General features: G+C 65.4%; 21 protein-coding genes and 1 riboswitch. Of the genes, 15 read left to right on the top strand and 6 right to left on the bottom strand.

The features are described from left to right. Window positions 1-180: 180 nt before the first annotated feature. Both AC1PLA_RS17220 and AC1PLA_RS17215 read right to left on the bottom strand, forming a co-directional pair. Window positions 181-1,839: a PA domain-containing protein gene (locus AC1PLA_RS17220; protein ID WP_481105014.1), complete on the bottom strand. Its 1,659-nt coding sequence runs from the start codon at window positions 1,837-1,839 to the stop codon at window positions 181-183. Beyond that, the gene (locus tag AC1PLA_RS17215; RefSeq protein WP_481105013.1) at window positions 1,832-2,245 is read right to left on the bottom strand and encodes a post-PEP-CTERM-1 domain-containing protein; all 414 of its coding nucleotides are present in this window, start codon (window positions 2,243-2,245) and stop codon (window positions 1,832-1,834) included. The genes AC1PLA_RS17220 and AC1PLA_RS17215 overlap by 8 nt, the downstream gene beginning before the upstream one ends. Before the next feature lie 694 nt (window positions 2,246-2,939). Between AC1PLA_RS17215 and arsC the strand changes: the two genes are divergently transcribed. Then, complete coding sequence (gene arsC, locus AC1PLA_RS17210) at window positions 2,940-3,362, top strand: arsenate reductase (glutaredoxin) (protein ID WP_481105012.1); 423 nt, start codon at window positions 2,940-2,942, stop codon at window positions 3,360-3,362. Window positions 3,363-3,596: 234 nt separating this feature from the next. Next, window positions 3,597-4,112, top strand: coding sequence for a peptide deformylase (def, locus tag AC1PLA_RS17205; RefSeq protein ID WP_024940593.1), 516 nt, complete (start codon window positions 3,597-3,599; stop codon window positions 4,110-4,112). Window positions 4,113-4,172: 60 nt separating this feature from the next. Here def and ettA read toward each other — a convergent pair whose 3' ends face one another. Further along, a complete protein-coding gene (gene ettA / locus AC1PLA_RS17200; protein ID WP_039512462.1) occupies window positions 4,173-5,834 on the bottom strand; it encodes an energy-dependent translational throttle protein EttA in 1,662 nt (553 codons plus the stop codon). Between the two features lie 226 nt (window positions 5,835-6,060). On the opposite strand from ettA, the gene AC1PLA_RS17195 reads away from it, so the two are divergent. The 5 genes from AC1PLA_RS17195 (at window position 6,061) to ribD (ending at window position 10,212) form a co-directional block, all read left to right on the top strand. Then, window positions 6,061-6,573 carry an RcnB family protein gene (locus tag AC1PLA_RS17195; RefSeq protein WP_039525491.1) on the top strand — a complete coding sequence of 171 codons (513 nt, stop codon included), beginning with the start codon at window positions 6,061-6,063 and terminating at the stop codon, window positions 6,571-6,573. Between the two features lie 185 nt (window positions 6,574-6,758). Then, complete coding sequence (glyA, locus tag AC1PLA_RS17190; protein ID WP_104575345.1) at window positions 6,759-8,012, top strand: serine hydroxymethyltransferase; 1,254 nt, start codon at window positions 6,759-6,761, stop codon at window positions 8,010-8,012. A 102-nt stretch (window positions 8,013-8,114) separates the two neighbouring features. Beyond that, a complete protein-coding gene (nrdR, locus tag AC1PLA_RS17185) occupies window positions 8,115-8,639 on the top strand; it encodes a transcriptional regulator NrdR (protein ID WP_006453216.1) in 525 nt (174 codons plus the stop codon). Next, window positions 8,636-9,121 (top strand): GNAT family N-acetyltransferase, encoded by a 486-nt coding sequence (locus tag AC1PLA_RS17180; protein WP_481105011.1) that lies wholly within the window; start codon window positions 8,636-8,638, stop codon window positions 9,119-9,121. The genes nrdR and AC1PLA_RS17180 overlap by 4 nt, the downstream gene beginning before the upstream one ends. Beyond that, on the top strand, window positions 9,118-10,212 hold the full coding sequence (gene ribD, locus AC1PLA_RS17175; RefSeq protein ID WP_481105010.1) for a bifunctional diaminohydroxyphosphoribosylaminopyrimidine deaminase/5-amino-6-(5-phosphoribosylamino)uracil reductase RibD: 1,095 nt from the start codon (window positions 9,118-9,120) through the stop codon (window positions 10,210-10,212). The genes AC1PLA_RS17180 and ribD overlap by 4 nt, the downstream gene beginning before the upstream one ends. Window positions 10,213-10,308: 96 nt before the next feature. Here the strand turns inward: ribD and AC1PLA_RS17170 are convergent, their stop codons facing one another. Continuing rightward, complete coding sequence (locus AC1PLA_RS17170) at window positions 10,309-10,932, bottom strand: hypothetical protein (protein ID WP_104567979.1); 624 nt, start codon at window positions 10,930-10,932, stop codon at window positions 10,309-10,311. A gap of 218 nt (window positions 10,933-11,150) precedes the next feature. Next, window positions 11,151-11,329: riboswitch (FMN riboswitch) on the top strand. Between the two features lie 162 nt (window positions 11,330-11,491). On the opposite strand from AC1PLA_RS17170, the gene AC1PLA_RS17165 reads away from it, so the two are divergent. The 6 genes from AC1PLA_RS17165 (at window position 11,492) to AC1PLA_RS17140 (ending at window position 17,540) form a co-directional block, all read left to right on the top strand. Continuing rightward, entirely contained in the window at window positions 11,492-12,094 is a 603-nt protein-coding gene (locus tag AC1PLA_RS17165) for a riboflavin synthase (RefSeq protein ID WP_039529699.1), read from the top strand. After that, window positions 12,091-13,230: a 3,4-dihydroxy-2-butanone-4-phosphate synthase gene (gene ribB, locus AC1PLA_RS17160; protein ID WP_039519001.1), complete on the top strand. Its 1,140-nt coding sequence runs from the start codon at window positions 12,091-12,093 to the stop codon at window positions 13,228-13,230. The genes AC1PLA_RS17165 and ribB overlap by 4 nt, the downstream gene beginning before the upstream one ends. 257 nt (window positions 13,231-13,487) lie before the next feature. Next, window positions 13,488-13,952 carry a 6,7-dimethyl-8-ribityllumazine synthase gene (ribH, locus tag AC1PLA_RS17155; RefSeq protein WP_005997267.1) on the top strand — a complete coding sequence of 155 codons (465 nt, stop codon included), beginning with the start codon at window positions 13,488-13,490 and terminating at the stop codon, window positions 13,950-13,952. Further along, window positions 13,949-14,428 (top strand): transcription antitermination factor NusB, encoded by a 480-nt coding sequence (gene nusB, locus AC1PLA_RS17150; RefSeq protein WP_016902286.1) that lies wholly within the window; start codon window positions 13,949-13,951, stop codon window positions 14,426-14,428. Before ribH ends, nusB begins: the two co-directional genes overlap by 4 nt. A gap of 110 nt (window positions 14,429-14,538) precedes the next feature. Beyond that, window positions 14,539-15,513 carry a thiamine-phosphate kinase gene (gene thiL, locus AC1PLA_RS17145; RefSeq protein WP_481105009.1) on the top strand — a complete coding sequence of 325 codons (975 nt, stop codon included), beginning with the start codon at window positions 14,539-14,541 and terminating at the stop codon, window positions 15,511-15,513. 446 nt (window positions 15,514-15,959) lie between these two features. Next, window positions 15,960-17,540 carry a CocE/NonD family hydrolase gene (locus AC1PLA_RS17140; RefSeq protein WP_481105008.1) on the top strand — a complete coding sequence of 527 codons (1,581 nt, stop codon included), beginning with the start codon at window positions 15,960-15,962 and terminating at the stop codon, window positions 17,538-17,540. A gap of 938 nt (window positions 17,541-18,478) precedes the next feature. Here AC1PLA_RS17140 and AC1PLA_RS17135 read toward each other — a convergent pair. After that, the gene (locus tag AC1PLA_RS17135) at window positions 18,479-19,423 is read right to left on the bottom strand and encodes a DegV family protein (RefSeq protein ID WP_481105007.1); all 945 of its coding nucleotides are present in this window, start codon (window positions 19,421-19,423) and stop codon (window positions 18,479-18,481) included. Window positions 19,424-19,903: 480 nt separating this feature from the next. On the opposite strand from AC1PLA_RS17135, the gene AC1PLA_RS17130 reads away from it, so the two are divergent. Further along, entirely contained in the window at window positions 19,904-20,719 is an 816-nt protein-coding gene (locus AC1PLA_RS17130) for a GH12 family glycosyl hydrolase domain-containing protein (protein WP_016902289.1), read from the top strand. Window positions 20,720-21,086: 367 nt separating this feature from the next. Then, window positions 21,087-21,887: a GH12 family glycosyl hydrolase domain-containing protein gene (locus tag AC1PLA_RS17125; RefSeq protein WP_481105006.1), complete on the top strand. Its 801-nt coding sequence runs from the start codon at window positions 21,087-21,089 to the stop codon at window positions 21,885-21,887. Between the two features lie 299 nt (window positions 21,888-22,186). Here the strand turns inward: AC1PLA_RS17125 and AC1PLA_RS17120 are convergent, their stop codons facing one another. Then, window positions 22,187-23,788 (bottom strand): rhamnogalacturonan lyase B N-terminal domain-containing protein, encoded by a 1,602-nt coding sequence (locus AC1PLA_RS17120; RefSeq protein WP_481105005.1) that lies wholly within the window; start codon window positions 23,786-23,788, stop codon window positions 22,187-22,189. Window positions 23,789-23,971 lie beyond the last annotated feature (183 nt).

The following is a 23,971-nucleotide window of genomic DNA, read 5'->3' as shown; positions in this document are numbered from 1 at the left end:
CTGTGGTGGGTGTCTCTGGCCGGCGTTTTGCTGCGCGCTGTACACGCTTGCTGGCGCGCGCGCGCCAGGTTCGGTGAGGTGTTGTGCATCGCTGGTGGCTGGTCAGCATGACGACGACAAACGAACGGCGCCTCCCGGCGCCGTTCGCATTGCATCGATTACCGCAGACTGCGCTTGTTGTTACGGGCGCACCTTGGTGGCACAGACAAACACCGCTGCCTGTTGAATGCGGCTGATCGCACCCTGGTTCTGCAACTCGCGTGCGTGCTCGTCCATGCAGGTCAGGTACCCCAGACGGTTGCCGGCATTCTGCGCCTTGCACAGGCTGTTTTCGGCCGAGATGTTCGCGCCGGGAATCAGCCCGCCGGTCTCCAGCGTCGGCACCAGCGTATTGCAGCTGCCCAGCTTGGCCAGCCCGCGATTGAGCGTCCAGCCGATATCGGCAAACAGCGCCGGGGTCAGGTCGATGTTCAGATGCGCCTGTACTTCCGGCGTATCGAACGGTTCCATCAACGCGTTGGGCTGCAGGTCGGTATCGAAGTGCGAGAACGTCGAACCACCGGCCACCACGCTGGGTGCGTACAAGCGCGTGCGTCCCGCGCTGTCGGTGCCCTGCAGCAGCTCGGGGTCTTCGTACAACGCCGCCACCACTCCGGCGCTGCCCTTCAGCCGCGTGCCATCGGCCTGCGAGACCATGATGGCCGGGATGGTGATGTCGGTGATTGGCGGTGCGGCATTGCCCATCGTCTGCACGCCGGACGCGTTATTGGCCACGATCACGCCCACCGCACCGTTGAGCTGTGCGTTCTTGACCTTGATCGCGAACGCGCAGGTGCCGCGGTCGATCAGCGCCACCTTGCCGGCCACCTCGGCCGCATTGACGAACGGCGTTTCGCAGCCATCGCTGGCTGACGCGGCAGCCACGCCGTCATTGACCGTCACCACTGCGCGTGCCGGGAAATTGGCCGCCGTGGCCAGCGGCCCGAAGCTGGCAAAGCCCACCTCGAACTTGCCGGCTGCGCTGGCCGGTGCGCTCACCTGCAACAGGGTGCGCGGATCCAGGATCAGCGCCGCCTCGCGGTTGACGCGCGTGCCGGCCCAGACCGTACGGCCGGGCGTGCGCATCGCTTCGGCACGCAGCGCGTTGGTCATGGCCGGATCGTCGAAGCGCTTGTTCTGCACATTGTCGAAGGCCTGCGCGGTGTAGACGTCGGTCAGGCCGCTGCCCGAGCCGAGCACGCCGGTGGTCTTGTTGAGGAAGCCGGCCGCACCCAGGCCGTGGCCAATCTCATGCATCACCACGTTGAGGAAGTTGATCTGGCCTTCGGGCGTCTTGCCGTCCAGGCCCAGGTACCAGCCCGAGCCGGCCAGGCAGTCGTCCTTGCCCAGGTCGCCGTTGAATTGCGAAAACACGTCGGCCGGATCGCTGGGATCGGGGACCAGGTCCTGCCCGGCGATCGCATCGCCCAGCGCGGACGGATACAGCGTATTGGGCTTGGAACCGGGGAAATCGTTGACGATCCAGTTCGGGCCGGCCTGGCCCAGCGTGCCGCCGGTGGCGGTGCAGGTCAGCCGTGCGAACGAGGCATACACCTTGATCTCGACATTGCTCTGCAGCACTGCGCCCCACAGGTCCATCGCGTATTGGTAGGCGATGCGACGCTGCTCGCCAACCGAGCGCCCCGGGTTGCCGCCCAGGGGCGCAGCGCTGGTGGGGTCGTTCAAGCCGACGCTGGTGCCGGCGTCGCCATTGATCAGCGTGACGTTGGCGGCGCTGGCGTGCAGCGGCGCGATGGCGGCAGCCACGGCCAGGGACAGCAGCAACAAGGGCTTATTCATGCGGCGGCGCTCCGTGCTCGGCGTGGGCGGGTTGGGTGGCGGCGTCTTCGCCGTGCTCGATGACGATGCGGCCATCGGCCTGACGGGTCGCCATCAGTGAGCTCATCTGCGTGGCCGGCAACTTGCGCGCCACGGTGCCGTTGGGCAGGCGTCGCTCGGTCGCGCGTGCGGCAGATTCGGTCTGCGGCACCGCGGTGCGGGCAGCGCTGCTGCGGGCAGCCGAGGCGGCCTGCTGGTCCAGCGCCGCGCTCTCGGCGTCGGTCAGCGGGCGCAGCTTGCCGGTGGCGGGGTCGATGCCGACCTTGGAACTGCTGGTTGCTGCCTCCTGCGCGACGGCCATGGCCGGCAGACAAACGACGCACAACACACCGGACAGCATCCATCCGGGCTTACGAAAGCTCATCATCGTTGGGGTTTCCTTGGGTCCAGCAGGGAAAAGGGACGCCGTGCAGACACCAGCGTCGGGGGAATCCTTCCGTTTCAGTCTGTTCATGACTGAATCATGAATCCGTGATGTGTGTCAATCTTTTGACATATAGGCCACTGAATGCGAAGCGAGAGCCTGAAACGGTTATCGCCGCACTTGCGTTGGGGAAATTTCTGGGCGGTGCAGCGGCAGCTGGCACCCAAATCGGCCAGATTTTTGACGCGAACCAACCGGGCCGGAAGCCTCCCTTCCTCCCTGCGGGAGAAGGTGCTCCAGCCAAGATCTGGACGACTTATTCCCTTCTCCGCTTGGGAGAAGGTGCCCCGAAGGGCGGATGAGGGGTCGTGCGAAGCCAGGTGGAGGTTGAGAGCAGGGTGCGAGTACGCCTGAGCTTCGCCCCGTACCCTCACCCCAACCCCTCTCCCGAGGGATAGGGGCTGTATTCCGACCCGGCCAGTGGCCCGGCCTACGCAGGCAGTGCGGTCGTACCAATGCGCGCAAGCCATGCGTTGGTGGCCTGCTGGGAGATGCTTATGCCCGGCATCGGCATCGGCATCGGCATCGGCATCGGCATCAGCGCTTTCTTCGCGTACCTTGCGCTTGTCCCGCACGCAGCGCGTGTCATACGACCGCAGCGCGTTACAGTCTTGACCACTCCGCGCACCAGGTCCCCATGCACGCCGTCATCTATCACAACCCCAATTGCGGGACTTCCCGCAATACGCTCGCCCTGATCCGTCATACCGGCATCGAACCGCAGATCGTCGATTACCTGCAGCACCCGCCCACCCGCGAAACGCTGCAGTCCCTGATCGCCGCCGCCGGCATCCCGGTTCGCGAGGCCATGCGTCAGAAAGGCACCCCGTATCTGGAACTGGGACTCGACGATCCCGCGCTGGACGACGCAGCGTTGCTGAGCGCAATGCTCACGCATCCGATCCTGATCAACCGCCCCTTCGTGCAAACCGCGTTGGGGACGCGCTTGTGCCGCCCCTCCGAACGCGTGCTCGACCTGCTGCCACCCGCGACGAGCGGCTTCGTCAAGGAAGATGGCGAACGCGTGCTGGACGATGCCGGGCAACGCGTAACAGTCTGATAGACAGATACCCGAAACACGCAGTCATCCCAAAATGCGAAACGCCAAGCAGCGCCACTGACGCCCCAGCTACCAATCCCTAATCCCGAATCCCGAATCCCGAATCCCTAATCCCTAATCCCTAATCCCTAATCCCTAATCCCTAATCCCTAATCCCGAATCCCGAATCCCCAACCTCACCCCCACCTACCGCACAGGTCTTAAAATCGCCGCAACGTTCCCGGGAGCAGTCAGATGATTCGCGAAATTATCCGCATGGGCGACAAGCGCCTGCTGCGCGTGGCGCCGCCGGTGACCAACCTGGGCAGTGCCGAGCTGCGCGCGCTGGTGGCCGACATGTTCGAGACCATGGACGATGCGCGCGGCGTGGGCCTGGCCGCACCGCAGATCGCGGTGGATCTGCAGCTGATGGTGTTCGGCTTCGAAGCCAGCGAACGCTATCCCGACGCACCGGCGGTGCCGCGCACCGCGTTGGCGAATGCGCAGATCGAACCGCTGTCGGAGGAGATGGAAAACGGCTGGGAAGGGTGTCTGTCCATTCCCGGCCTGCGTGCCGTCATTCCGCGCTATCGCCACATTCGCTACCGCGGCTTTGCGCCGGACGGCAGCCCGATCGAGCGCGAGGCCGAAGGTTTCCACGCACGCGTGGTGCAGCACGAGTACGACCATCTGGTCGGCCGCTTGTATCCCTCGCGGATCGAGAACTTCGACACCTTCGGCTTCGAAGACGTGCTGTCCTACGACCTGTAGGCCATCGGTCGCAGCTGCACCCGGATGTGACAAGGGCGCCTTGCGGCGCCCTTGTCATGCTTACTTGAGCGCCTTGAAGCGCAGACGCTTGGGACCTGCGTCATCGCCCATGCGGCGGCGCTTGTCTTCTTCGTACTCGCGGTAGTTGCCCTGGAAGAACTCCACGTGCGAGTCGCCTTCGAACGCCAGGATGTGCGTAGCGATGCGATCCAGGAACCAGCGATCATGCGAGATCACGAAGGTGTTGCCCGGGAATTCCAGCAACGCATCTTCCAGCGCACGCAGGGTCTCGATGTCCAGGTCGTTGGACGGTTCGTCGAGCAGCAGCACGTTGCCGCCCTGCAGCAGGGTCTTGGCCATGTGCAGACGACCGCGCTCACCACCGGACAGCGAACCGACCATCTTCTGCTGGTCCTGGCCCTTGAAGTTGAAGCGGCCGATGTAGGCGCGCGACTGGATCTCCACGCCGTTGATGTTGAGGATGTCCAGGCCGCCTGCGATTTCCTGGAATACGTTGTGGTTGCCTTCCAGCTTGTCGCGGCTCTGGTCCACGTACGACAGCTGCACGGTCGGGCCGACCACGATCTCGCCGGAATCGGGCTTCTCCGCGCCGGTGATCATCTTGAACAGGGTCGACTTACCGGCACCGTTGGGGCCGATGATGCCGACGATGGCGCCGGGCGGCACGATCATCGACAGATTGTCGATCAGCAGGCGGTCGCCGAACTTCTTGGAGACGTTCTTGAATTCCATCACCGCATTGCCCAGGCGCTCGCCCGGCGGGATGAAGATTTCATTGGTCTCGTTGCGGCGCTGGTAGTCCACCGACTGCAGTTCTTCCAGGCGGGCCAGACGCGCCTTGCCCTTGGTACGGCCGCCCTTGGCATTCTGGCGCGACCATTCCAGTTCCTTCTGGATCGCCTTCTGGCGTGACTTTTCCTGGTTGTCTTCCTGCTTGAGGCGCTCGTCCTTCTGGGTCAGCCAGTCGGTGTAGTTGCCCTTCCACGGAATGCCGCGGCCGCGATCCAGTTCCAGGATCCACTCGGCGGCGTTGTCGAGGAAGTAGCGATCATGCGTCACCGCCACCACGGTGCCGGTGTAGCGCGCCAGGAACTGCTCCAGCCATTCCACCGATTCGGCGTCCAGGTGGTTGGTCGGTTCGTCGAGCAGCAGCATGTCCGGCTTCTGCAGCAGCAGCCGGCACAGCGCCACGCGGCGCTTTTCACCACCGGACAGCTTGCCGACCACCGCCTCCCACGGCGGCAGGCGCAGCGCATCGGCGGCCACGTCCAGCTGGTTTTCCAGGGTGTGCGCGTCGCCGGCGGCCAGGATCGCTTCCAGGCGTTCCTGTTCCTTGGCCAGGGCGTCGAAATCGGCGCCTTCCTCGGCATAGGCCAGGTACACCGCATCCAGCGCGGCCTGGGCCTGTAGCACGTCGCCCACGCCTTCCTCGACCGCTTCGCGCACGGTGTGCTCGGGGTTGAGCTGCGGTTCCTGCGCCAGGTAGCCGACCTTGATGCCGGCCTGCGGACGGGCTTCGCCCTCGAAATCGGTATCCACGCCGGCCATGATCTTCAGCACCGTGGACTTGCCGGCGCCGTTCAGGCCCAGCAGGCCGATCTTGGCGCCCGGGAAAAAGCTCAGCGAGATGTCCTTGATGATCTGCCGCTTGGGCGGGACCACCTTGCTGACGCGGTTCATGGTGTAGATGTATTGCGACATGGGTGCTCCGTGGACGCAGGCAGCCCACCGGCCGGGGCCGGAGGCAGCGGAAAAGGGATTGCGCCGATTATACGGGCAAGCGGCCTGGCTCGCGGCGACGCGGCGGTAGCTAAACGGCAGCCTACCGCCTACCTGAATGGGCGTTTTCGTAATCGATTCCAGCAAGAATGCGTTAAGGCGGCCAGCGCCTTAATGAAATTGCGACATCGCAGACAGGAGCAATCCCATGAACCGCAAACGCATCGTGACTGTTGTGCTTTCCTCCATCCTGGCGCTGGGCTCCGTGGCCCCGGCAGCGTTTGCCGACGACTGGGGCCGCGGCCACGACCGTCGTGGTCATGACCGTGACGATCACCGCGACCGCGACCGCGATTACCGTGGCAATTGGCGCAACGACCGCCGCGACTGGCATGACGAGCGCCGGGCCGACCGCCGCGATGACCGCCGTTACTACAGCAATGGCTACCGCGAGGGTTATCGCGATGCCCGTTATCAGGACCGTCGCTACGACCGCAACCGGGTCTATGTCTACGATCGCCCCAGCTACTACCGCGCCGGCCCGCCGCCGTGGGCCCGCGGCCAGCGTTTCCACGGCCCGGTCTACGTGATCAACGACTACGACCGCTACAACCTGCGCCGCCCGCCGTATGGCTACCGGTGGCAGCGCGACAACACCGGCAATCTGCTGCTGGTGGCCATTGCCACCGGTGTGATCGCCGACCTGGTGCTCAACAACTAGGCCTCGGCGCTGGCTCGGCCAGCGGGCAGGGCATCCGCAAAGGCGCACTCCGGTGCGCCTTTGTCGTTTCAGGGCGGAACCCGCCATGGCGCGCCTGGCCTGCGCCAGCGTCGCAATTGGTCACCTGTCCGCGCGGGGGCTTACAATCTGCGCCCCTACTGGCAACAGCTGCCCCGGAGCTCTGCATGTTCTCGCGCGATGTCCGACTGGAAACCTACGACCCCGAACTGGCCAAGGCCATCGCTGCTGAAGCCGGCCGCCAGGAGGATCATGTCGAGCTGATCGCCAGCGAAAACTACTGCAGCCCGCTGGTGATGGAAGCCCAGGGCAGCCAGCTGACCAACAAGTACGCCGAAGGCTACCCGGGCAAGCGCTACTACGGTGGTTGCGAGTTCGTCGACATTGCCGAGCAGCTGGCGATCGAACGCATCAAGCAGGTGTTCGGCGCCGATTATGCGAACGTGCAGCCGCACAGCGGCTCGCAGGCCAACCAGGCGGTGTATCTGGCGCTGCTGCAGCCCGGCGACACCATCCTGGGCATGAGCCTGGCCCATGGCGGCCACCTGACCCACGGCGCCAAGGTCAACGTCTCCGGCAAGCTGTTCAACGCCGTGCAGTACGGCGTCAACGAGCAGGGCCTGATCGACTATGACGAGGTGCAGCGTCTGGCCACCGAGCACAAGCCGAAGATGGTTGTGGCCGGCTTTTCGGCGTATTCGCAGAAGATCGACTGGGCGCGTTTCCGCGCCATCGCCGACAGCGTCGGTGCGTATCTGTTCGTGGACATGGCGCATGTGGCCGGCCTGGTCGCCGCCGGTGTGTATCCGAGCCCGCTGGAGCATGCGCACGTGGTCACCTCGACCACGCACAAGACCCTGCGCGGCCCGCGTGGCGGCATCATCGTGGCCAAGGGCGCGAGCGAAGAGCTGCAGAAGAAGCTGCAGTCGATCGTGTTCCCCGGCATCCAGGGCGGCCCGCTGATGCACGTGATCGCGGCCAAGGCGGTGGCGTTCAAGGAAGCGCTGGAGCCGGAATTCAAGACCTACCAGCAGCAGGTGGTCAAGAACGCGCAGGCGATGGCCAACACGCTGATCGCGCGTGGCTACAAGATCGTGTCCGGCGGCACCGAAAATCACCTGATGCTGGTGGACATGATCGGCCGCGACGTCTCCGGCAAGGACGCAGAGGCCGCGCTCGGCAAGGCGCACATCACCGTCAACAAGAACTCGGTGCCCAACGACCCGCGCTCGCCGTTCGTCACCTCCGGCCTGCGCCTGGGCACCCCGGCGATCACCACCCGCGGTTACATGGAGCAGGACAGCATCGACCTGGCCAACTGGATCGCCGACGTGCTCGACGCTCCCAGCGACGAAGCGGTGCTGGCCAAGGTCCGCGACGCGGTGACCGCGCAGTGCAAGAAGTATCCGGTGTATGGCTGAGGTGCCGGGATTGGTGATTCGGGATTGGGGATGCGCGGCAAGTGCGTCCTTGCTCCTGCTGTTGCCAATCCCTAATCCCCACTTCCCAATCTCGGCGACCTGATGCACTGCCCCTTCTGCCAGCACAACGACACCCGCGTGATCGATTCGCGGGTGTCCGAAGACGGGACGACGATTCGTCGGCGTCGCGAGTGCGAGGCGTGTGGCGAGCGTTTCAGCACCCTGGAAACGATCGAACTCAAGCTGCCGACCGTGGTCAAGAGCGATGGCGGGCGCGAGGCGTTCGATGCGCGCAAGCTGCGCACCAGTTTCGACCGCGCGCTGCAAAAGCGCCCGGTGTCCGAAGAACAGATTGAAGCGGCAGTGCGCGCGGTGGTGCATCAGTTGCGCATGTCCGGCGAGCGCGAGGTGGGCTCGCTGCGGGTGGGCGAATACGTCATGGTCGAGCTGCGCAAGCTGGATCATGTGGGCTATGTGCGCTTCGCCTCGGTGTACCGCAGCTTTCAGGACGTGGCCGATTTCCGCGAGGAAATCGAAAAGCTCGAGCGCGAGCTCCCGGTCGGCATCGAGCAGTTGCCGTTGCTGGAAGCGGCCCTGGAGCGCGCCGGCAAGCCCGGCAAGCGGTGAGCGCGATGCGCATTGCCTGCGTGGCCGACACGCCGCAGCTGCTGTCCGCCATCGCGCAGGCGCATCTGCAGGCCTTCGGCAGTCTGTTGCCGGACTGGAATTTCGATGAGGCCTTGAGCGAGTTGCGCAGCCACACCCGCGACGGGGTGATCCCGACCACGTGGGTGGCGCTCGATCAGGCGCAGTGGCTCGGGTCGGTCAGCCTGCTGGAAAACGACGATTCGCGTATCCGGCAATGGTCGCCATGGCTGGCGTCGCTGTACGTGCAGCCGCAGGCGCGCGGGCAGGGCATTGGCGAGGCGCTGGTGACGCACTGCGTGCAGGCCGCTGCGCGCATGGGCGTGCCGGCGTTGTACCTGTATTGCCAACCAGTGCTGGTGCCGTTTTATCAGCGGCTGGGCTGGCAGACGCATGCAGAATTACTGCTGGGGCCGATGCAGATCGTGGTGATGTGTATCGAACCGCAAGCGGCAACGCAATGAGCGCAACCGCCGACGATCATCGCTGGATGGCGCAGGCATTGCGCCTGGCCGAGCGTGGCGCCTACACCACCCGCCCCAATCCGATGGTTGGCTGCGTGATCGTGCGCGATGGCGTGTGCGTGGGCGAGGGCTTTCATCAACGTGCCGGCGGCCCGCATGCGGAAGTGTTCGCACTGCGCGCGGCTGGCGCGCTGGCGCGTGGCGCCACCGCTTACGTCACGCTGGAGCCGTGTGCGCATTACGGACGCACGCCGCCCTGTGCCCTGGCCTTGATCGATGCCGGCGTTGCGCGTGTGGTTGCGGCGATGGCCGACCCGTTTCCGCAGGTCAACGGCGGCGGGTTTGCGCTGCTGCGCGAGGCCGGGATCGAGGTGCTGAGCGGCGTCCTGCAGGCACAGGCGCGCACGCTCAACCAGGGATTTCTGTCGCGGGTGGAGCGTGGGCGGCCGTGGTTGCGGGTCAAGCTCGGCGCCAGCCTGGATGGACGTACGGCGCTGGCCAGCGGTGAATCCAAGTGGATCACCGGAAGTGACGCGCGCGCAGATGTGCAGCGCTGGCGTGCACGTGCGGGCGCGATCCTCACTGGTGCAGGCACGGTGCTGGCCGACGACCCCTCCATGACGGTGCGGCTGGGCGATGACACGCCGGTCGTGCCGCCGCTACGCCTGGTGCTCGATGCCGGGCTACGGACGTTGGCGTGCAGGAACATGCGTCAGGGCGATGCGCCCACGCTGTATCTGCATGGCGAGGATGTGGCTGCACCTTCGCTGGACGATGCGCAGTTCCTTGCGATGCCGTTGCAAGCCGGCCGCTTCGATCTGGCGGCGGTGTTGGCCCTGCTTGGCGAGCGCTGCATCAACGAGGTGCATGTGGAAGCCGGCGCAACGCTGGGTGGTGCGCTGCTGCAGGCCGGCCTGGTCGACGAACTGCTGGTCTACATGGCGCCGGTACTGCTGGGCGATACCGCCAGGCCGCTGCTGGCCGGGCTGGGCATCGAGACGATGGCGCAGCGCGCTGCGTTGCAGCTGCTGGATGTGCGCCAGCTCGGTCAGGATCTGCGTCTGCGCTATGCGCCGGTTGTTGCCGGGTGAGCGCTGCATGGCCCGCGCGATGCCGCGCAGCTGTACTGTTGCGCGCATAAAAAAAGGCCCCGCATGCGGGGCCTTGGTGCATCTGAGTCGCGTCGATCAGAAGCTCGCGCGCACGCCGACCTTGTACTGGTTGGCGTCGTCGATGAACTGCGCTTCGGCGACCAGGCCCCAGGTGCGGGTGAAGTTGACCTGACCACCCAGGGTGCCGACGAACTCGCCTTCGTCCACGTCGCTACCGTCGATATAGCCGGCCTTGATCCAGGCTTCGGTCCGCGGCGAGGGCTTGCCGCGCAGGCCCAGGTTGGCGAAGCCCAGGTTAGTCGAGTCCGACGCCTTGTCGATCGAACGGCCGCGCAGGCGCAGATCGGATTCGACCTTGGTGCGCAGCACGCTGATGTCGGCGGTGAACTCGACGCGCTCGGTCATTTCCTGGCGGTAACCGATACCCGCCGTGGCCTGCTGCAGGGTGCCGTCGATCACGAAGCCGCTGCCGAGGTTGTAGTCCTTGGTGGCACGCTCGTAGCTGGCCAGCAGGTAGACCGGCTGGGCAATCTGCCAGGAGCCGCGGATGTAGCCGCCATCGATGTCGTCGGACGCGTCGTTGACGTTGATCTCGGTCCGGTTCCAGCCGCCTTCGACGTAGGAATAGCTCAGGCCTTCGGCCGAAGCAGCAAACGGTGCGGCGGCCAGCAGGGCAGCCAGAATCAGGGTGTTACGCATTGGATGTCTCTCTCCGAATTGATGTCCGTGTCTCCGTCCCGTTGCGGGAGGGAAAAAGCGACGTCTCCCGTCGCGGCGCGTAAATTAACAGATCCTTCACAATCCTGGCTATGGGGGATTTCCCGACATGACGCAGTGTCCTGCCAGCCTTGGCCCACGCTCAGCCATCGCGCCGATGTGCCCTGTTAGACTTTGCGCACCGGTTCGCCGGTACTCACGAACGTCTTCAGGGCGGGGTGCGATTCCCCACCGGCGGTAGGCATGCGCAAGCATGCGAGCCCGCGAGCGCTTGCACTTCAGGGTTGAGCGGATCCACGCGAAACCCCTGCTGCGCAAGGTCAGCAGATCCGGTGCGATGCCGGGGCCGACGGTATAGTCCGGATGAAAGAAGACGGCCAACGCGCAGCCTTGCGGCTGTGCGCGCGCCTGTTTGCCTTGTGGCGTTTTTCGCTCAACTCCTGCGAGAAACGACTATGTCCATGCGTCACCCGTCGCGCTGCGTCGCGATCTTCCACAGCACTTTGTCTGCGCTGTCGTCATCAACGACGGAGGTGTGCTGATGTTTACCGGAATCATCGAAGGCGTCGGCCATCTGGCGGCGCGCCAGCCGCAGGGCGGCGATGTGCGTTTCACCTTCGCCACCGGCAACCTGCCGTTCGAGGCGGTGCAGCTCGGCGAGAGCATTGCCGTCAACGGCGTGTGCCTGACCGTGATCGCTTTCGACGCGGGCAGCTTCCAGGCCGATGCCTCCACCGAAACCCTGTCGCTGACCACGTTGGGCGCCTTGCCGGAAGGCGCGTTGCTCAACCTGGAGCGCGCGATGCGCCCGACCGACCGCCTCGGCGGGCATCTGGTCAGCGGGCATGTCGACGGTCTGGGCCGGGTGCAGTCGGTACATGGCGATGCGCGCGCGCAGCGCTGGCGGTTTGCCGCCCCGCCGGCGGTGTTGCGCTATGTCGCCAAGAAGGGCTCGATCTGCGTGGACGGGGTCAGCCTCACCGTCAACGAAGTGGATGAGGATGGCTTCGAGGTCGCGTTGATTCCGCACACGGTGGCCAACACCGCGTTTGCGCAGACCGCGGTTGGCGCGGCGGTGAATCTGGAAATCGACTTGGTGGCGCGCTATGTCGAACGCCTGCTGGGCACGCGGGGTGCGGCATGAATTTCGCACCCGTTCCGGAATTGATCGAGGAACTGCGCGCCGGCCGCATGGTGGTGATCGTCGATGACGAGGACCGCGAGAACGAAGGCGATCTGATCATGGCGGCCGAGCTGGTCAAGCCGTCGGACATCAACTTCATGGTGACCCACGCGCGCGGGCTGGTGTGTCTGTCGCTGACCCGCGAGCGCTGCGCGCAGCTCGGCCTGGCGCCGATGGTGCGCAACAACACCGCGCAGTTCCAGACCAACTTCACCGTCAGCATCGAGGCGGCCGAAGGCGTGACCACCGGCATCTCCGCCTACGACCGCGCACACACCGTGCGCACCGCGGTGCGGCCGGATGCCAAACCGCAGGATCTGAGCCAGCCGGGGCATATCTTCCCACTGATCTCCCAGCCCGGCGGCGTGCTGACCCGCGCCGGCCATACCGAAGCGGCTAGCGACCTGCCGATGCTGGCCGGGCTGGAACCGGCCGGCGTACTGGTGGAAGTGCTCAACCCGGACGGCAGCATGGCGCGGCGCCCGCAGCTGGAGGTGTTCGCACGCGAGCACGGGCTGAAGATGGGCTCGATCGCCGATCTGATCGCCTACCGCCTGGCCAACGAGCACACCGTCGAGCGCGTGGACGAGCGCGAGATCAGCACCGAGTTCGGCCCGTTCACGCTGGTGACCTACCGCGACCGCATCGCCCACGACCTGCACTTTGCGCTGGTGCGCGGCACTGCCGATCCGGCCACGCCGACGCTGGTGCGCGTGCAGGTGGAAAACCCGCTGGCCGATCTGCTGCACTGGCAGCGCGACGACTTTGGCGTGGCCGCCACCGATGCCTTGCGTGCGATCGCCGCCGAAGGGCAGGGCGTGATGGTGGTGCTGTCGGCACCGCGCGACACCGAATCCTTGCTGGCACGGCTGCGTCAGCAACCGGAAGCGGCCACCAACGCCAAGGACGTCAGCCAGTGGCGGCGCAACGGGGCCGGCGCGCAGATCCTGGCCGAACTGGGCCTGGGCAAGCTGCGCGTGCTGGGCACGCCGCGGCGTCAGGTGGGCCTGGCCGGGTTCGGGCTGGAGGTGGTGGAGTACCTGGAATGCCACGCGGGCGAAGGGGTGCGCTCGGTGCCGGCGGCCGCGCTGCCCTGATGTAGCGCGCGCGGCCTGGAGCCGGCGCTGTTCGGTGGTTGCCGGGCGCGCAACAGGAACCGCGCTGTCCGAGTGGCGCGCGCGGTTGTTGCGCATCGACCATGCCAGCTGCCCGCCGGACCAGCCCGTGCTGCGCGCTCCCGAATCGTTTCCTGGCGACATGGCCGGGGCTGCTTCGGCACCCCGGCCGCCACGTACCGGCCGGGCCAGGCCCCGGCAGCTGTTAAACTTGCCGCCCCCTCGAGTTGCCGACCCGCATGACCCACTACGAAGGCGATCTCCGCCCCACCACCGCGCGCTTTGCGATCATCGCCAGCCGCTGGAATGCCCGCATCACCGACGCGTTGGTCACCGGTGCGCGTCAGAGCCTGGCCGGCAACGGCATCGGCGAGGACGCCATCGACGTGATCCGCGTGCCGGGCGCCTGGGAAATCCCGATCGCCGCCAACCGCCTGGGGCAATCCGGACAGCATGCGGCGATCATCGCGCTGGGCTGCGTGATCCGCGGCGACACCCGCCACTACGAACACGTCGCCGACCTGTGCGCCGAAGGCCTGATGAGCGTGCAGTTGCAGACCGGCGTGCCGGTGCTCAACGGCGTGCTCGCGGTTGAGCGCGTGGAAGATGCCGAGGCGCGTGCCGGTGGCAGCCATGGCAACAAGGGCGAAGAATGCGCGCTTGCGGCATTGGAACTGGTCAATTTGATGGAGTTGTTGCCATGAGCAAGTCCGGTGGACACGCCCGCCACGTCCGTCGCGACGGCATCGACCCGGTGCTGCGTTCGCGCGCGCGTCGGCGTGCCTTGCAGGCGGTGTATGCCTGGCAGATTTCCGGCGGGTTCGCCAAGCAGGTGATCTCGCAGTTTGCGCACGAGCAGGCGCACGAAGTGGCCGATCTGGCCTATTTCGAAAACCTGGTCGAAGGCGTGCTGAGCAACCGCGCCGAGCTCGACACCGCGCTGACGCCGTATCTGGATCGCGGCGTGGAAGAGGTCGACGCGATCGAACGTGCAGTGCTGCGCCTGGCTGCCTATGAGCTGCTGTATCGCCAGGACGTGCCGTACCGCGTGGTGATCAACGAAGCGATCGAAACCGCCAAGCGCTTCGGCTCCGAACACGGCCACACCTACGTCAACGGCGTGCTGGATCGCGCCTCGGTGGAGTGGCGCAAGGTGGAGTCGGGCGCTAGCGGCGCCTGAGGCGCCGCGGGATTGGGCAGTTGGGATTGGGGATTGGCCGCGGCGCTGGTCCCTGCCAATGTGCGGCGTGACCAATCCCCACTGCCAAATCCCCAATCCCGGCCCTTCAAATGCCCGAATTCGATCTAATTGCCCGCTTGCGCGCGCGCATTGCGGCGCGTGCGGATGTGCCGTTGGGGATTGGCGACGATGCGGCGCTGCTGCAGCCGCCGCCGGGCGAGCAACTGGCGATCACCGCCGATACGCTCAATGCGGGCGTGCATTTTCCGCACGAGACGCGTGCCGAGGATCTGGGCTGGAAGACGCTGGCGGTCAATCTGTCCGACTTGGCGGCGATGGGCGCGCAGCCGCGCTGGTGCACCTTGTCGCTGTCGTTGCCGCACGATGATGCCGCATGGGTCGACGCGTTCGCTGATGGATTCTTTGCACTGGCCGATGCGCATGACATTGCGCTGGTCGGTGGCGACACCACGCGCGGGCCGTTGTCGTGTGCGGTGACCGCGATCGGCAGCCTGCCACCGGGTGCGGCGCTGCGTCGCGATGGCGCACGTGTGGGCGATGACGTCTGGGTCACCGGCGCGCCGGGTGAGGCGGCGGCGGCCTTGTCGCTGTGGGAGGCCGGCCAGCTGGACGTGACCTGTGCGGCGGCCGATCCGTTGCACGAACTGTGGCGCGGCCGCCTGCTGCGCCCGCAGCCGCGCGTGCAGGCCGGGCTGCGCTTGCGTGGACTTGCGCACGCCTGTGTGGACATCTCCGATGGCTTGCTGGCCGATCTGGGCCATCTGTGCGAACGCAGCGGCGTGGGCGCGCAGCTGGCGCTGGCGGCACTGCCGGCAATGCCACGCAGCACCGGGATCAGCGCGCTGCAATGCATCGGCTGGCAACTCGGCGGCGGCGACGACTACGAGCTGTGCTTCACCGCCGCCGTGCAACACCGCGACGCAGTGGCGCAGGCGATGGACTTCGCCGGAGTCGCGGTGACGCGTATCGGCCAGATCGTCGCCACGCCAGGCGTGGTGGTCCACGACGCGGACGGCAACCTGTGGCAGCCGCCGCAACGCGGGTATCAGCACTTCGTGGGCTGAGCTGAGCGCGCGGGAGGCGTGGCGCGGGCGTGCTGCATCGCAGCCAACGTCTGCGGGTCTGGAGCGGCCAGGCGATAAGCGCCCGCTGTTTCCACTTGCCGGCCGGGCCCGCGACTGCGGCGCGCCCGCCTCCCGAATCCCGCCTCCCGCCTCCCGCCTCCCGAATCCCGCCTCCCGAATCCCGCCTCCCGCCTCCCGCCTCCCGAATCCCGCCTCCCGAATCCCGAATCCCGAATCCCGAATCCCGAATCCCGAATCCCGAATCCCGAATCCCGAATCCCGAATCCCGAATCCCGAATCCCGAATCCCGAATCCCGAATCCCGAATCCCGGCCCTTGAGCCATACCGTACCGTCTGGTACGTTCGCGACGTTCTCCCCCGAACCACGGATGCATGGCAGTTGCCGCTGGGCCATCCCGGCCCGGCCTTGCGTGGGAGAGATCCGCATGAACAAGCGTTGGATCGGACGCATCGCCGCATTGGCGTTGCTGGTGGCATCGGCGTCGGCGGTGGCGGGCGCTTTCAGCAAGAGCTACGAACGGATTCCCGGCTGGGACGGCGCACCGATGGGCGCACTGGTCTTGGTGCCGCAGGGGCAGGGCAGCGGGCCGTTTCCGCTGATCGTGATGCCGGCCAGCTGGTCGTTGCCGAATCTGGAGTACCTCGGCCGCGCGACCCAGCTGGCCAGCGATGGCTACGTGGTCGTCAGCTATACCTCGCGCGGGTTCTGGGATTCGGCCGGGCAGATCGATATCGCCGGCGCCGACACGGTGGAAGACGTCAGCGCGGTGATCGACTGGGCGCTGGCGCATACGCCTGCGAACCCGAATGCGATCGGTGCGTCGGGCATCTCGTATGGCGCGGGCATCAGCCTGCTGGCGGCCGAGCGCGATCCGCGCATCAAGGCCGTGGCTGCGCTCAGCGGCTGGGCCGATCTGGAAGCGTCGCTGTATTCCAACCGCACCGTCAGCCAGCAAGGCGTTGGGCTGTTGGTCGGTGCCGGCGCGTTGACCGGACGTCCCGGCCCGGATCTGGCGCAGATCAGCACACGGGTTGCCGTTGGCGATTACGACGGCGCCGTGCAGGGCTTCCTGCCGCAGGCCGCGTCGCGCAGCCCGGCAAGCGATGTGGCCGCGCTCAATGCGCGTGGCACGGCGGTGCTGCTGGGCAATGCCTTCAACGACGGCCTGTTTCCGCCGAACCAGACCATCGCATTCTTCAATCAGTTGCGCGGGCCCAAGCAGTTGCTGCTCAGTCAGGGCGATCACGCCACCGCAGAACTGCCGGGCGCGCTCGGCCTGCCCAACGAGGTCTACACGGCGACCACGCGCTGGTTCGATCGTCATCTCAAGCAGCTGCGTAACGGCGTGGACAGCGAAGCGCCGGTGCGGCAGTCGCCGCGCGCGGGGCAATGGCTGGAGTACGCGGACTGGGCGTCGGTGCAGCAAGGCAACACGCGCCTGGGGTTATCCGCACCTTCCGGATTGCTCAGCCCCACCGGCGGCTTGATCGGTGATACCGCCAGCGGATGGCAATCGCGCATTGCCACCGATGTGCCGACATTGGCCGACTCGGGCGTGGTCCTGGTCAGTGGCCTGTTGCAAGGCATCGGTGTGCCGGTCACCACCTCGATTCCGTTGGTCAATCGCATCGGCGCGGCAGTGTGGGTGGGTGCGCCAGCGAACACACTCCGGCGACTGGCCGGCAGTCCATCGCTGCGCGTGACCGTGGTACCCAGCCAATCGAAAGTGAGCCTGTTTGCCTATCTGTATCGCATGGACGCGTTAGGCGTGGCGCAATTGATCACGCATGCGCCGTACTCGCTACGCGGGGCTACACCTGGCCAAGCAGTGACGCTGGATTGGCCGCTGCAAGCGGCTGCTACGGAGATTCCGGCAGGGCAGCGCCTGGTGCTGGTGATCGACACGCAGGACGTGCGCTACACCGATGCCAGCGATGGTGGCGGCACGGTGACGTTTACCTCGCCGGCGGCAACGCCATCGGTATTGAACGTGCCGCTGCGGTAACGCTGCGCTGGGCTAACTCGGATAACGCAGGGTCCGGTCATCGTTCAATGCAAGCCGAGCAACGCGCAAGCTTTAGAAAGTATTGATTAACTTTTTGGTGCGGTGTCCTCGCCGCTTGCGGGACCCTTGGCGGCATGGATGCCGCCCACTGAGCTTCCAGGGATGGAGTCACGGCGTGTTCCGCAAGCGGTGAGGGCGCTTCGCACTCGACTAACCGGAATTTTGGCCGCATCTAACAAACGACGCTATGACTCGACTGTTGACTGCCTTGTGTCTGGAAGTAAATTGCCCGCGCGGATAGATCAGTTGTAGAGCGTTGGTCTGCGGCTTGGCTGCAGGGCCCTTGCCCGCCCACCGTCGCGGGACACGCCGCAAGTACGTCCGTGTAGGCTCTTACGCGGCATCCATGCCGCGTAAGGTCCCGCGACGGTGGGCGGGCAAGGACCAGTCGAGATGGTCGGTGTGCATAGGCAAGCGAGGCATGACATGCGTTTTTGTATGGCAGCATGCCCGATCAGTTGTCCAAGACGAGCCGAGCAAAGCAATAAGCCGGTTTTCAATGAAGCAACCTAAAAACTTCTCCAAGTCTCTATGCGCTTTGGGCGTCGTACTCCGAAGGCCTGGATAGCGCGGATGGTCAGTTGTAGAGCGGTTGATCCGCGGCTTGGCTGCAGGGCCCTTGCCCGCCCACCATCGCAGGACACGCCGCAAGTACGTCCTTGTAGGCCCTTACGCGGCTTCCATGCCGCGTAAGGTCCCGCGACGGTGAGCGGGCAAGGACCAGTCGAGATGGTCGGTGTGCACGGGCAAGCAGCGCATGACATGTCGAGATGGTCGGCGTGCGTGGTTGTCTTTGGAGATCCGGGATGCGCGGATAGGTCAGCTGTAGATCGGCGTGTCCCGAAGCCGGCGATGGCGCCGCGCCCTCGGCCTTGTCTTCAGGCCGAAAAAGTATGCGGTTCGGCTGCAAATGCCACTGCCAGTGCGCCCTTGCCGACGTTGACCATGCCGGTCAGGCTCATCACGCTTTCGAACAATTCCACGTCGTGGGTCTGACAGGCGCTTTGCAGGGCGGCGTAGCCGGGCAGGGCGTGCAGCTCGGCCAGTTCGCCGCCGTAGCCCACGCACACGGTCGGTGTCATCAAGCCCTCGCGGACCTTGCGCACGGTGAAGCCGAACAGCTTTTCGACCGACGGCTCGAAGCCTTTCAACTTGGCCACCGGTTCGGTGACGCCGCGGTAGGCGCGCAGCACCGGCTTGATGTCCAGCGCGCTGCCGAGCGCGGCGCCGATCAGGCCCACGCTGCGATCGCCCTTGGTGCGTGCACGCGCACGCAGGTAATAGAGATCGCGTGGAATCATGTAGCCGTAGGTGTGTTCGGCCAGCTGTTCGAGCCGGCTGCGGATTGCCGCCACGCCCTGACCCTGCGCGCGCAGGCGTACTGCTTCCACTGCAGTGATGCCCTGGCCGGCAAACAGGTTGAGCGTATCGATCACGCGCAGCGCGAACGGCGAGGTGTGGCCGGCCGCCTGCCGGATCGGCTTGTAATCGTTGAGGATCGCGAAGCTGGCCTGCATCGCATTGTCGAAGATCTGGCTGCGCAGCTTGGAGATGGTCAGGCAGAACACGTGGTCGTAGTCGATGACCAGCCGTTGCAGGAACAGGTCGCGAATCTGGTTGACAGAGAACGGCGTGGTTTCCGCTTCGTGCCCACGCTCGGCCACATGCGCCTGCAGAAAGCTCAGCGTCGCTTCCTCGTCGCGGTGATCGGCCAGCACCGCTTCGCCGATGCGTACGCTGATCGGCAATACGATGACGTTGTTGCGTTGAATGAAGTCCTGCGGCAAATCGCAGGCACTGTCCACCACGATTCCGATGCGCATCGTCGCCCCCTCCGGCTGTTGCGTTATCTGTAATTGCGAACGCTATCGCAAAACAGCGGAGGCGAGTAGGGCTGCCGGCCGAAAGCTGGGTACCCCTAAGCAAGGGCGCGCGAGGGGAGCCCGGCGCACTGCCACCAGGCAAGCTCGACGCATCCGAATAGGGCCTGGAGCAAGCAGCCGCAGGCGTGGCCGAAACGCAGACCACCGCCATGTGGCTCTGCACCATTCGCGCGCACCGCACCGTCATGCAGATGACCGGTACATCCTGTCGCACTGCGATTTACGTTGCGAACTGAGCATCGGCGCACGCTTCTGCTGCAAGGTAGCGCCCGCTATCGCAGATGACGAGCGAGGCCTGCCGCAATTGCTATAGCTCCCGTCACAAGGCCGCTGCTAGGGTCCGACGCGACCGCTGCAAAGCGGCTTCTCGACGCTGCCGCACCGGCATCGCCGCGCTGAACCCACACGGAGAGAGTCAACATGCAGAACAGCCAATCCAGCACCCTTACTCAGACCGGCGCACAGGCGCCGACTACACGGCGGCGCGCATCGCGCTGGTGGAAGGCTGCGCTGGCCGTGGGTCTGGTCGCCCTGGCGCCGGCGGCGCTGGCCGGTCCCTACAAGGTCTTCGGCAACCACTATGCGTGGGTCAATAATTTCAACGATCCCAACAACATCATCCAGGGCACGTTCGGCACCGGCAGCACGCCCGAGCTGACCGTCACCTTCAACTTCGCCGACTACAATCTCTATGGCTATCCGGCGATCGTGCGCGGCTGGCATTACGACTGGAACCCGACCAGCGACACGCTGTTTCCGCGGCAGATTTCCTCGCTGAGCAAGATCCCGCTCAAGTTCACCTACAGCGCCGGCGGGACCAATCTCGCAGGCGATTTTGCCTACGACATCTTCTTCCGCTGGGATACCGCCAAGGGCAACCCGCAGCTGGAAGTGATGATCTGGGGCGATCACAACTCCTGGCCGATCGGCACACTGACTGCCAGCAAGGTGATCACCGCGGGCGGGCGCACCTTCGACCTGTGGGAGGGCTTCAACTCCGGTGCCGGCTATTACGTCTACACCTTCATCCCGACCGGCACCGCCGGGCAGGCCACGCTCAAGACCAGCGGCAGCCTCAACGTGGACGCCAAGCCCTTCCTCAACTGGTTGCAGACCAACCGGTCCAAGGATGGGCGCTACAACAACAGCATGTATCTGCATGCAGCCGAAGCCGGTTTCGAAGTGGTGCGCGGCAATGGTTGGGCAAAGGTGAGCGCGACGCTGGATGCGCAGTAAGTACAGCGTCCATCGGCCGCACGGCTGAGGGCGCAGTTGGCGTTGGAGACCGGCGTGCAGCACACCGCACGCCGGTGACCGCATCTGCTGCGCTGGCTTGAAGATAATCGTCGACGATTGCCGACCGCTTGAGAGTCAATGAGGTGGCGTGTGCGCGGCGCATGCATTGCATGCCTCGCGTACTGGATGAGGCCACGGTGACCGGTTCGCATGGATGACCACATCTGCGCCCCGTCAGTGCGTGGACATTCGGAATACCGCGCGCCTGCGTCGTGGTGCCGGATGCGCAAGGGTCGGTCATCCACTGCGCGGTGTTGCGCCGTTGTGGTGGGGGCTGTGTCCAACCATCCATCATCGGAGTACACCCATGCAAGTGCACGACGGTTTTCGTTCGCTGCTGTCCCTGCGTTGCGGCTTGTCGTTGCCGCGCGCCGCTGCGCTGGCCTTGGCACTGGCCGCTGCCAGCGCCAGTGCCTATACCGGCCAGACCAAGGTCTACGGCACGCAGTACGCTTACAACAATAATTTCAACGACAAAAACAACAATATCCAGGCGACGTTCGGGTCGGGTAGCACGCCGAGCATGACAATCAGCTACAACCTGCCCAGCGGCGCCTTGTATGGCTACCCGGCGATCTGCCGCGGTTGGCATTACACGATGAATCCGGCCACCGACAGCTACTTTCCGCATCAGGTGTCCAAGATCGCCAGCTTGAGCGGCGCATTGGCATTCACCACCAAGGGTAGCGGGCAGACCGGCGATTTCGCCTACGACCTGTTCTTCCGCAAGGACACCAGCAAGGGCAATCCGCAGCTGGAAGTGATGATCTGGGGCGCCAACAATTCGTATCCGCTGGGCACCCTGACGACCTCCAATGCCATCACCTCAGGCGGCGTCACCTACGACCTGTGGGAAGGCAACAACGATGCCGCCGGCTATTACGTCTATACCTTCATTCCACATGGCACGGCCGGCAACAGCAATGCCTTGCCTGCCAAGGGCAATGTCAATGTCAACGTCAAGGCCTTCCTGACCAGGTTGCAGGACTTGCGTGCCAGCGATGGCCGCTACAGCAATGCGCTGTATCTGCAGGTGGTGGAAGGCGGTTTCGAGGTCACCGGCGGCATGGGTACGGTGTCGCTCAGCGGGTCGATTGCCGCCAAGTAAGCATGCTTGCCGATAGCGATCGACTGACGGCAGTCAGGCAGGCCGAGCAGCGCGTAGGTCTTGTGCATGACGACGTGCATTGACCACGCATTGTCAGGGCCTGCCATTTCCTGAGCCTTATGCGCCATCGCATTCACCGCACGCAGCCGCGGCGGTGAATGCGACATCGGTGTGTCTTGCACTGCCATCGTCATCCCTGCGCACATGCCAATCAAATGCGGCACGTGCCACGGGCCCATGCGTGCTAGGCATTGTTGCGCGCTGCTCGCACCTGTCCGGCATCCCGCTCGCCAAAGCGCTTACAGCGCCACCAACTGGATACTGTCGAACACCACGGCCGGGCTGAGAAAGCCGTTGTCCGGCGATCCCGAGGCGATGCCGATCTCGATCCGGTTGCTGCCCGATTGCAGCGCAGATGCCGGGATGTCCACCTCATACAGCGTGTTGTTGCCGCGCCATGTGCCGCGGGTGATGCCGCGTGTCTTGGGTTGCGTGGGCGCGGACGGCACCGGGCCATTCCAACGCGCATTGACGCTGATCTGCGGGCGCGCGCCGACCTGCGTCAGTGGCACGAAGATGCGCAGGCGATAGCCACGCACTTCACTCGAGCCCAGGGTGAAGTCGATGCGGGTCGAGGTGTTGATGCCGCGCCATTGCACTGCCGGAAAGCTGCCCGCACTGCTCGATCCAACCGAATATGTCACCGGGGTCCAGCTCATGCGCTTGTCGGATGGATGCGCACGTGGCAGCAGATCCGCATGGCGGAAACCGGCCGGCGTGCCATCGGCCGTGCCGATTTGCCACTTGAGCGTTCCCGGCAGCACAACAGCTTGCAGTGCCGCTTGCGTGGTCGCGTTGGCGTGGATCTCCACATCGCGTTGCGCGACCTCCAGTTCGTTCTGGTAGAGCGTCATGCGGTAGCGTCCCGGGCGCACGCCGGCAATCTGGTAATCGCCGCTGCCGTTGGCGGTGGCCCAGTATTCGGCCTGGTCGTTGCGCAGGCCGATCACGGCAGGCTGGCCGGACAGCACGCCGCTCACCCGGCCGCTCAGCGCTCCGCGCCCGTCGCTGGCGAGATAACCGGTCAAACCCAGCGTTGCATCGACGAAGGCGGTGTCCAGTTGCGCGCTGGAAGGCGTCCCGCCATCGGTGAACAGCAGCCCGTACACCCCATGCAGGCCACCGCGGAATGCCTCGGTCTGGGTGTGATCGGAATACATGTAGTTATAGAGCCCATGCGTCACGCGGGTTTTCTGGGTGGCGATATCCTTGAAGAACGGCCCGCCGGAACTGCGTTCGCGGTTGCCCATCAGCATGAACACCGCCACGCCCGAACCGCTGACCCCGTGCACCTGGTCGTCCATCATGCGGCGCGCCGAATAGAACTTGGAACTGGTACGTCCGTCCGGCAGCAGGAACACGTCTTCGCCTTCCACCGGGCTGCCGACATTGGAGTCCGGCTCCTGCTGCGCATTGGGCAGCTTGGCAACGTTCAAGCGGGTGACAAAGCGCAGCTCGCCGATTGGCAGCAACGTCGGTGCATAGGTGGCCATGTAGATCGCGTTGCGGCCCTTGCGTGCGATGTAGTACTGGGTCAGGTCGCCGGCCTTGGCCGAGACCACGATCGTGGCGCCCACCACGCGCGCCTCCACACTGGCGCTGCCCAGGCCGGAGGCGATCTGCGAGCCCTTGGACTCGGTGGTCTGCAGCTCGTTGTCGCGATAACGCATCGAGACGATGTCGCCGTTGCCGGCGTTGACCGCAAACACCAGCTCGGCGCCGGTATCGACAACCACACGGTCGCCGCTGCGGGTGACGCCAAATGCGGCGATGGCCGGCGCGCTGACGCTGCCGTACAGGAACAATGTGCACGCCAGGATGCGCAGGATAGTGCGGGGCATATCGATCTCCATGCCGAAGTAGGGGCGTCGCTATGGTGCCGACGCGCGATGCTAGGCGGGCTGGACAACGACGGCGATGGCCGGACTTGCAGAGCGTGCACCGCGTACAAAATGCAGTGCTGAAACGCAGCGCAGTTCACGCTCTCTCTGCGATGCGCAGGCATGCGGGACGACGCCAGGGCA

Source organism: Xanthomonas sp. NCPPB 1826 (genome assembly GCF_056725285.1).
The sequence above is the reverse complement of the archived record's forward strand: the minus strand, read 5'-3'. Positions and strand labels throughout refer to the sequence as shown.

What these genes read in the sequence shown, in the direction of transcription:
- AC1PLA_RS17220 (WP_481105014.1), bottom strand. Translation starts at nt 1,839, where the DNA reads ATGAATAAGCCCTTGTTGCTGCTGTCCCTGGCCGTGGCTGCCGCCATC.
- AC1PLA_RS17215 (WP_481105013.1), bottom strand. Translation starts at nt 2,245, where the DNA reads ATGATGAGCTTTCGTAAGCCCGGATGGATGCTGTCCGGTGTGTTGTGC.
- arsC (WP_481105012.1), top strand. Translation starts at nt 2,940, where the DNA reads ATGCACGCCGTCATCTATCACAACCCCAATTGCGGGACTTCCCGCAAT.
- def (WP_024940593.1), top strand. Translation starts at nt 3,597, where the DNA reads ATGATTCGCGAAATTATCCGCATGGGCGACAAGCGCCTGCTGCGCGTG.
- ettA (WP_039512462.1), bottom strand. Translation starts at nt 5,834, where the DNA reads ATGTCGCAATACATCTACACCATGAACCGCGTCAGCAAGGTGGTCCCG.
- AC1PLA_RS17195 (WP_039525491.1), top strand. Translation starts at nt 6,061, where the DNA reads ATGAACCGCAAACGCATCGTGACTGTTGTGCTTTCCTCCATCCTGGCG.
- glyA (WP_104575345.1), top strand. Translation starts at nt 6,759, where the DNA reads ATGTTCTCGCGCGATGTCCGACTGGAAACCTACGACCCCGAACTGGCC.
- nrdR (WP_006453216.1), top strand. Translation starts at nt 8,115, where the DNA reads ATGCACTGCCCCTTCTGCCAGCACAACGACACCCGCGTGATCGATTCG.
- ribD (WP_481105010.1), top strand. Translation starts at nt 9,118, where the DNA reads ATGAGCGCAACCGCCGACGATCATCGCTGGATGGCGCAGGCATTGCGC.
- AC1PLA_RS17170 (WP_104567979.1), bottom strand. Translation starts at nt 10,932, where the DNA reads ATGCGTAACACCCTGATTCTGGCTGCCCTGCTGGCCGCCGCACCGTTT.
- AC1PLA_RS17165 (WP_039529699.1), top strand. Translation starts at nt 11,492, where the DNA reads ATGTTTACCGGAATCATCGAAGGCGTCGGCCATCTGGCGGCGCGCCAG.
- ribB (WP_039519001.1), top strand. Translation starts at nt 12,091, where the DNA reads ATGAATTTCGCACCCGTTCCGGAATTGATCGAGGAACTGCGCGCCGGC.
- ribH (WP_005997267.1), top strand. Translation starts at nt 13,488, where the DNA reads ATGACCCACTACGAAGGCGATCTCCGCCCCACCACCGCGCGCTTTGCG.
- nusB (WP_016902286.1), top strand. Translation starts at nt 13,949, where the DNA reads ATGAGCAAGTCCGGTGGACACGCCCGCCACGTCCGTCGCGACGGCATC.
- thiL (WP_481105009.1), top strand. Translation starts at nt 14,539, where the DNA reads ATGCCCGAATTCGATCTAATTGCCCGCTTGCGCGCGCGCATTGCGGCG.
- AC1PLA_RS17140 (WP_481105008.1), top strand. Translation starts at nt 15,960, where the DNA reads ATGAACAAGCGTTGGATCGGACGCATCGCCGCATTGGCGTTGCTGGTG.
- AC1PLA_RS17135 (WP_481105007.1), bottom strand. Translation starts at nt 19,423, where the DNA reads ATGCGCATCGGAATCGTGGTGGACAGTGCCTGCGATTTGCCGCAGGAC.
- AC1PLA_RS17130 (WP_016902289.1), top strand. Translation starts at nt 19,904, where the DNA reads ATGCAGAACAGCCAATCCAGCACCCTTACTCAGACCGGCGCACAGGCG.
- AC1PLA_RS17125 (WP_481105006.1), top strand. Translation starts at nt 21,087, where the DNA reads ATGCAAGTGCACGACGGTTTTCGTTCGCTGCTGTCCCTGCGTTGCGGC.
- AC1PLA_RS17120 (WP_481105005.1), bottom strand. Translation starts at nt 23,788, where the DNA reads ATGCCCCGCACTATCCTGCGCATCCTGGCGTGCACATTGTTCCTGTAC.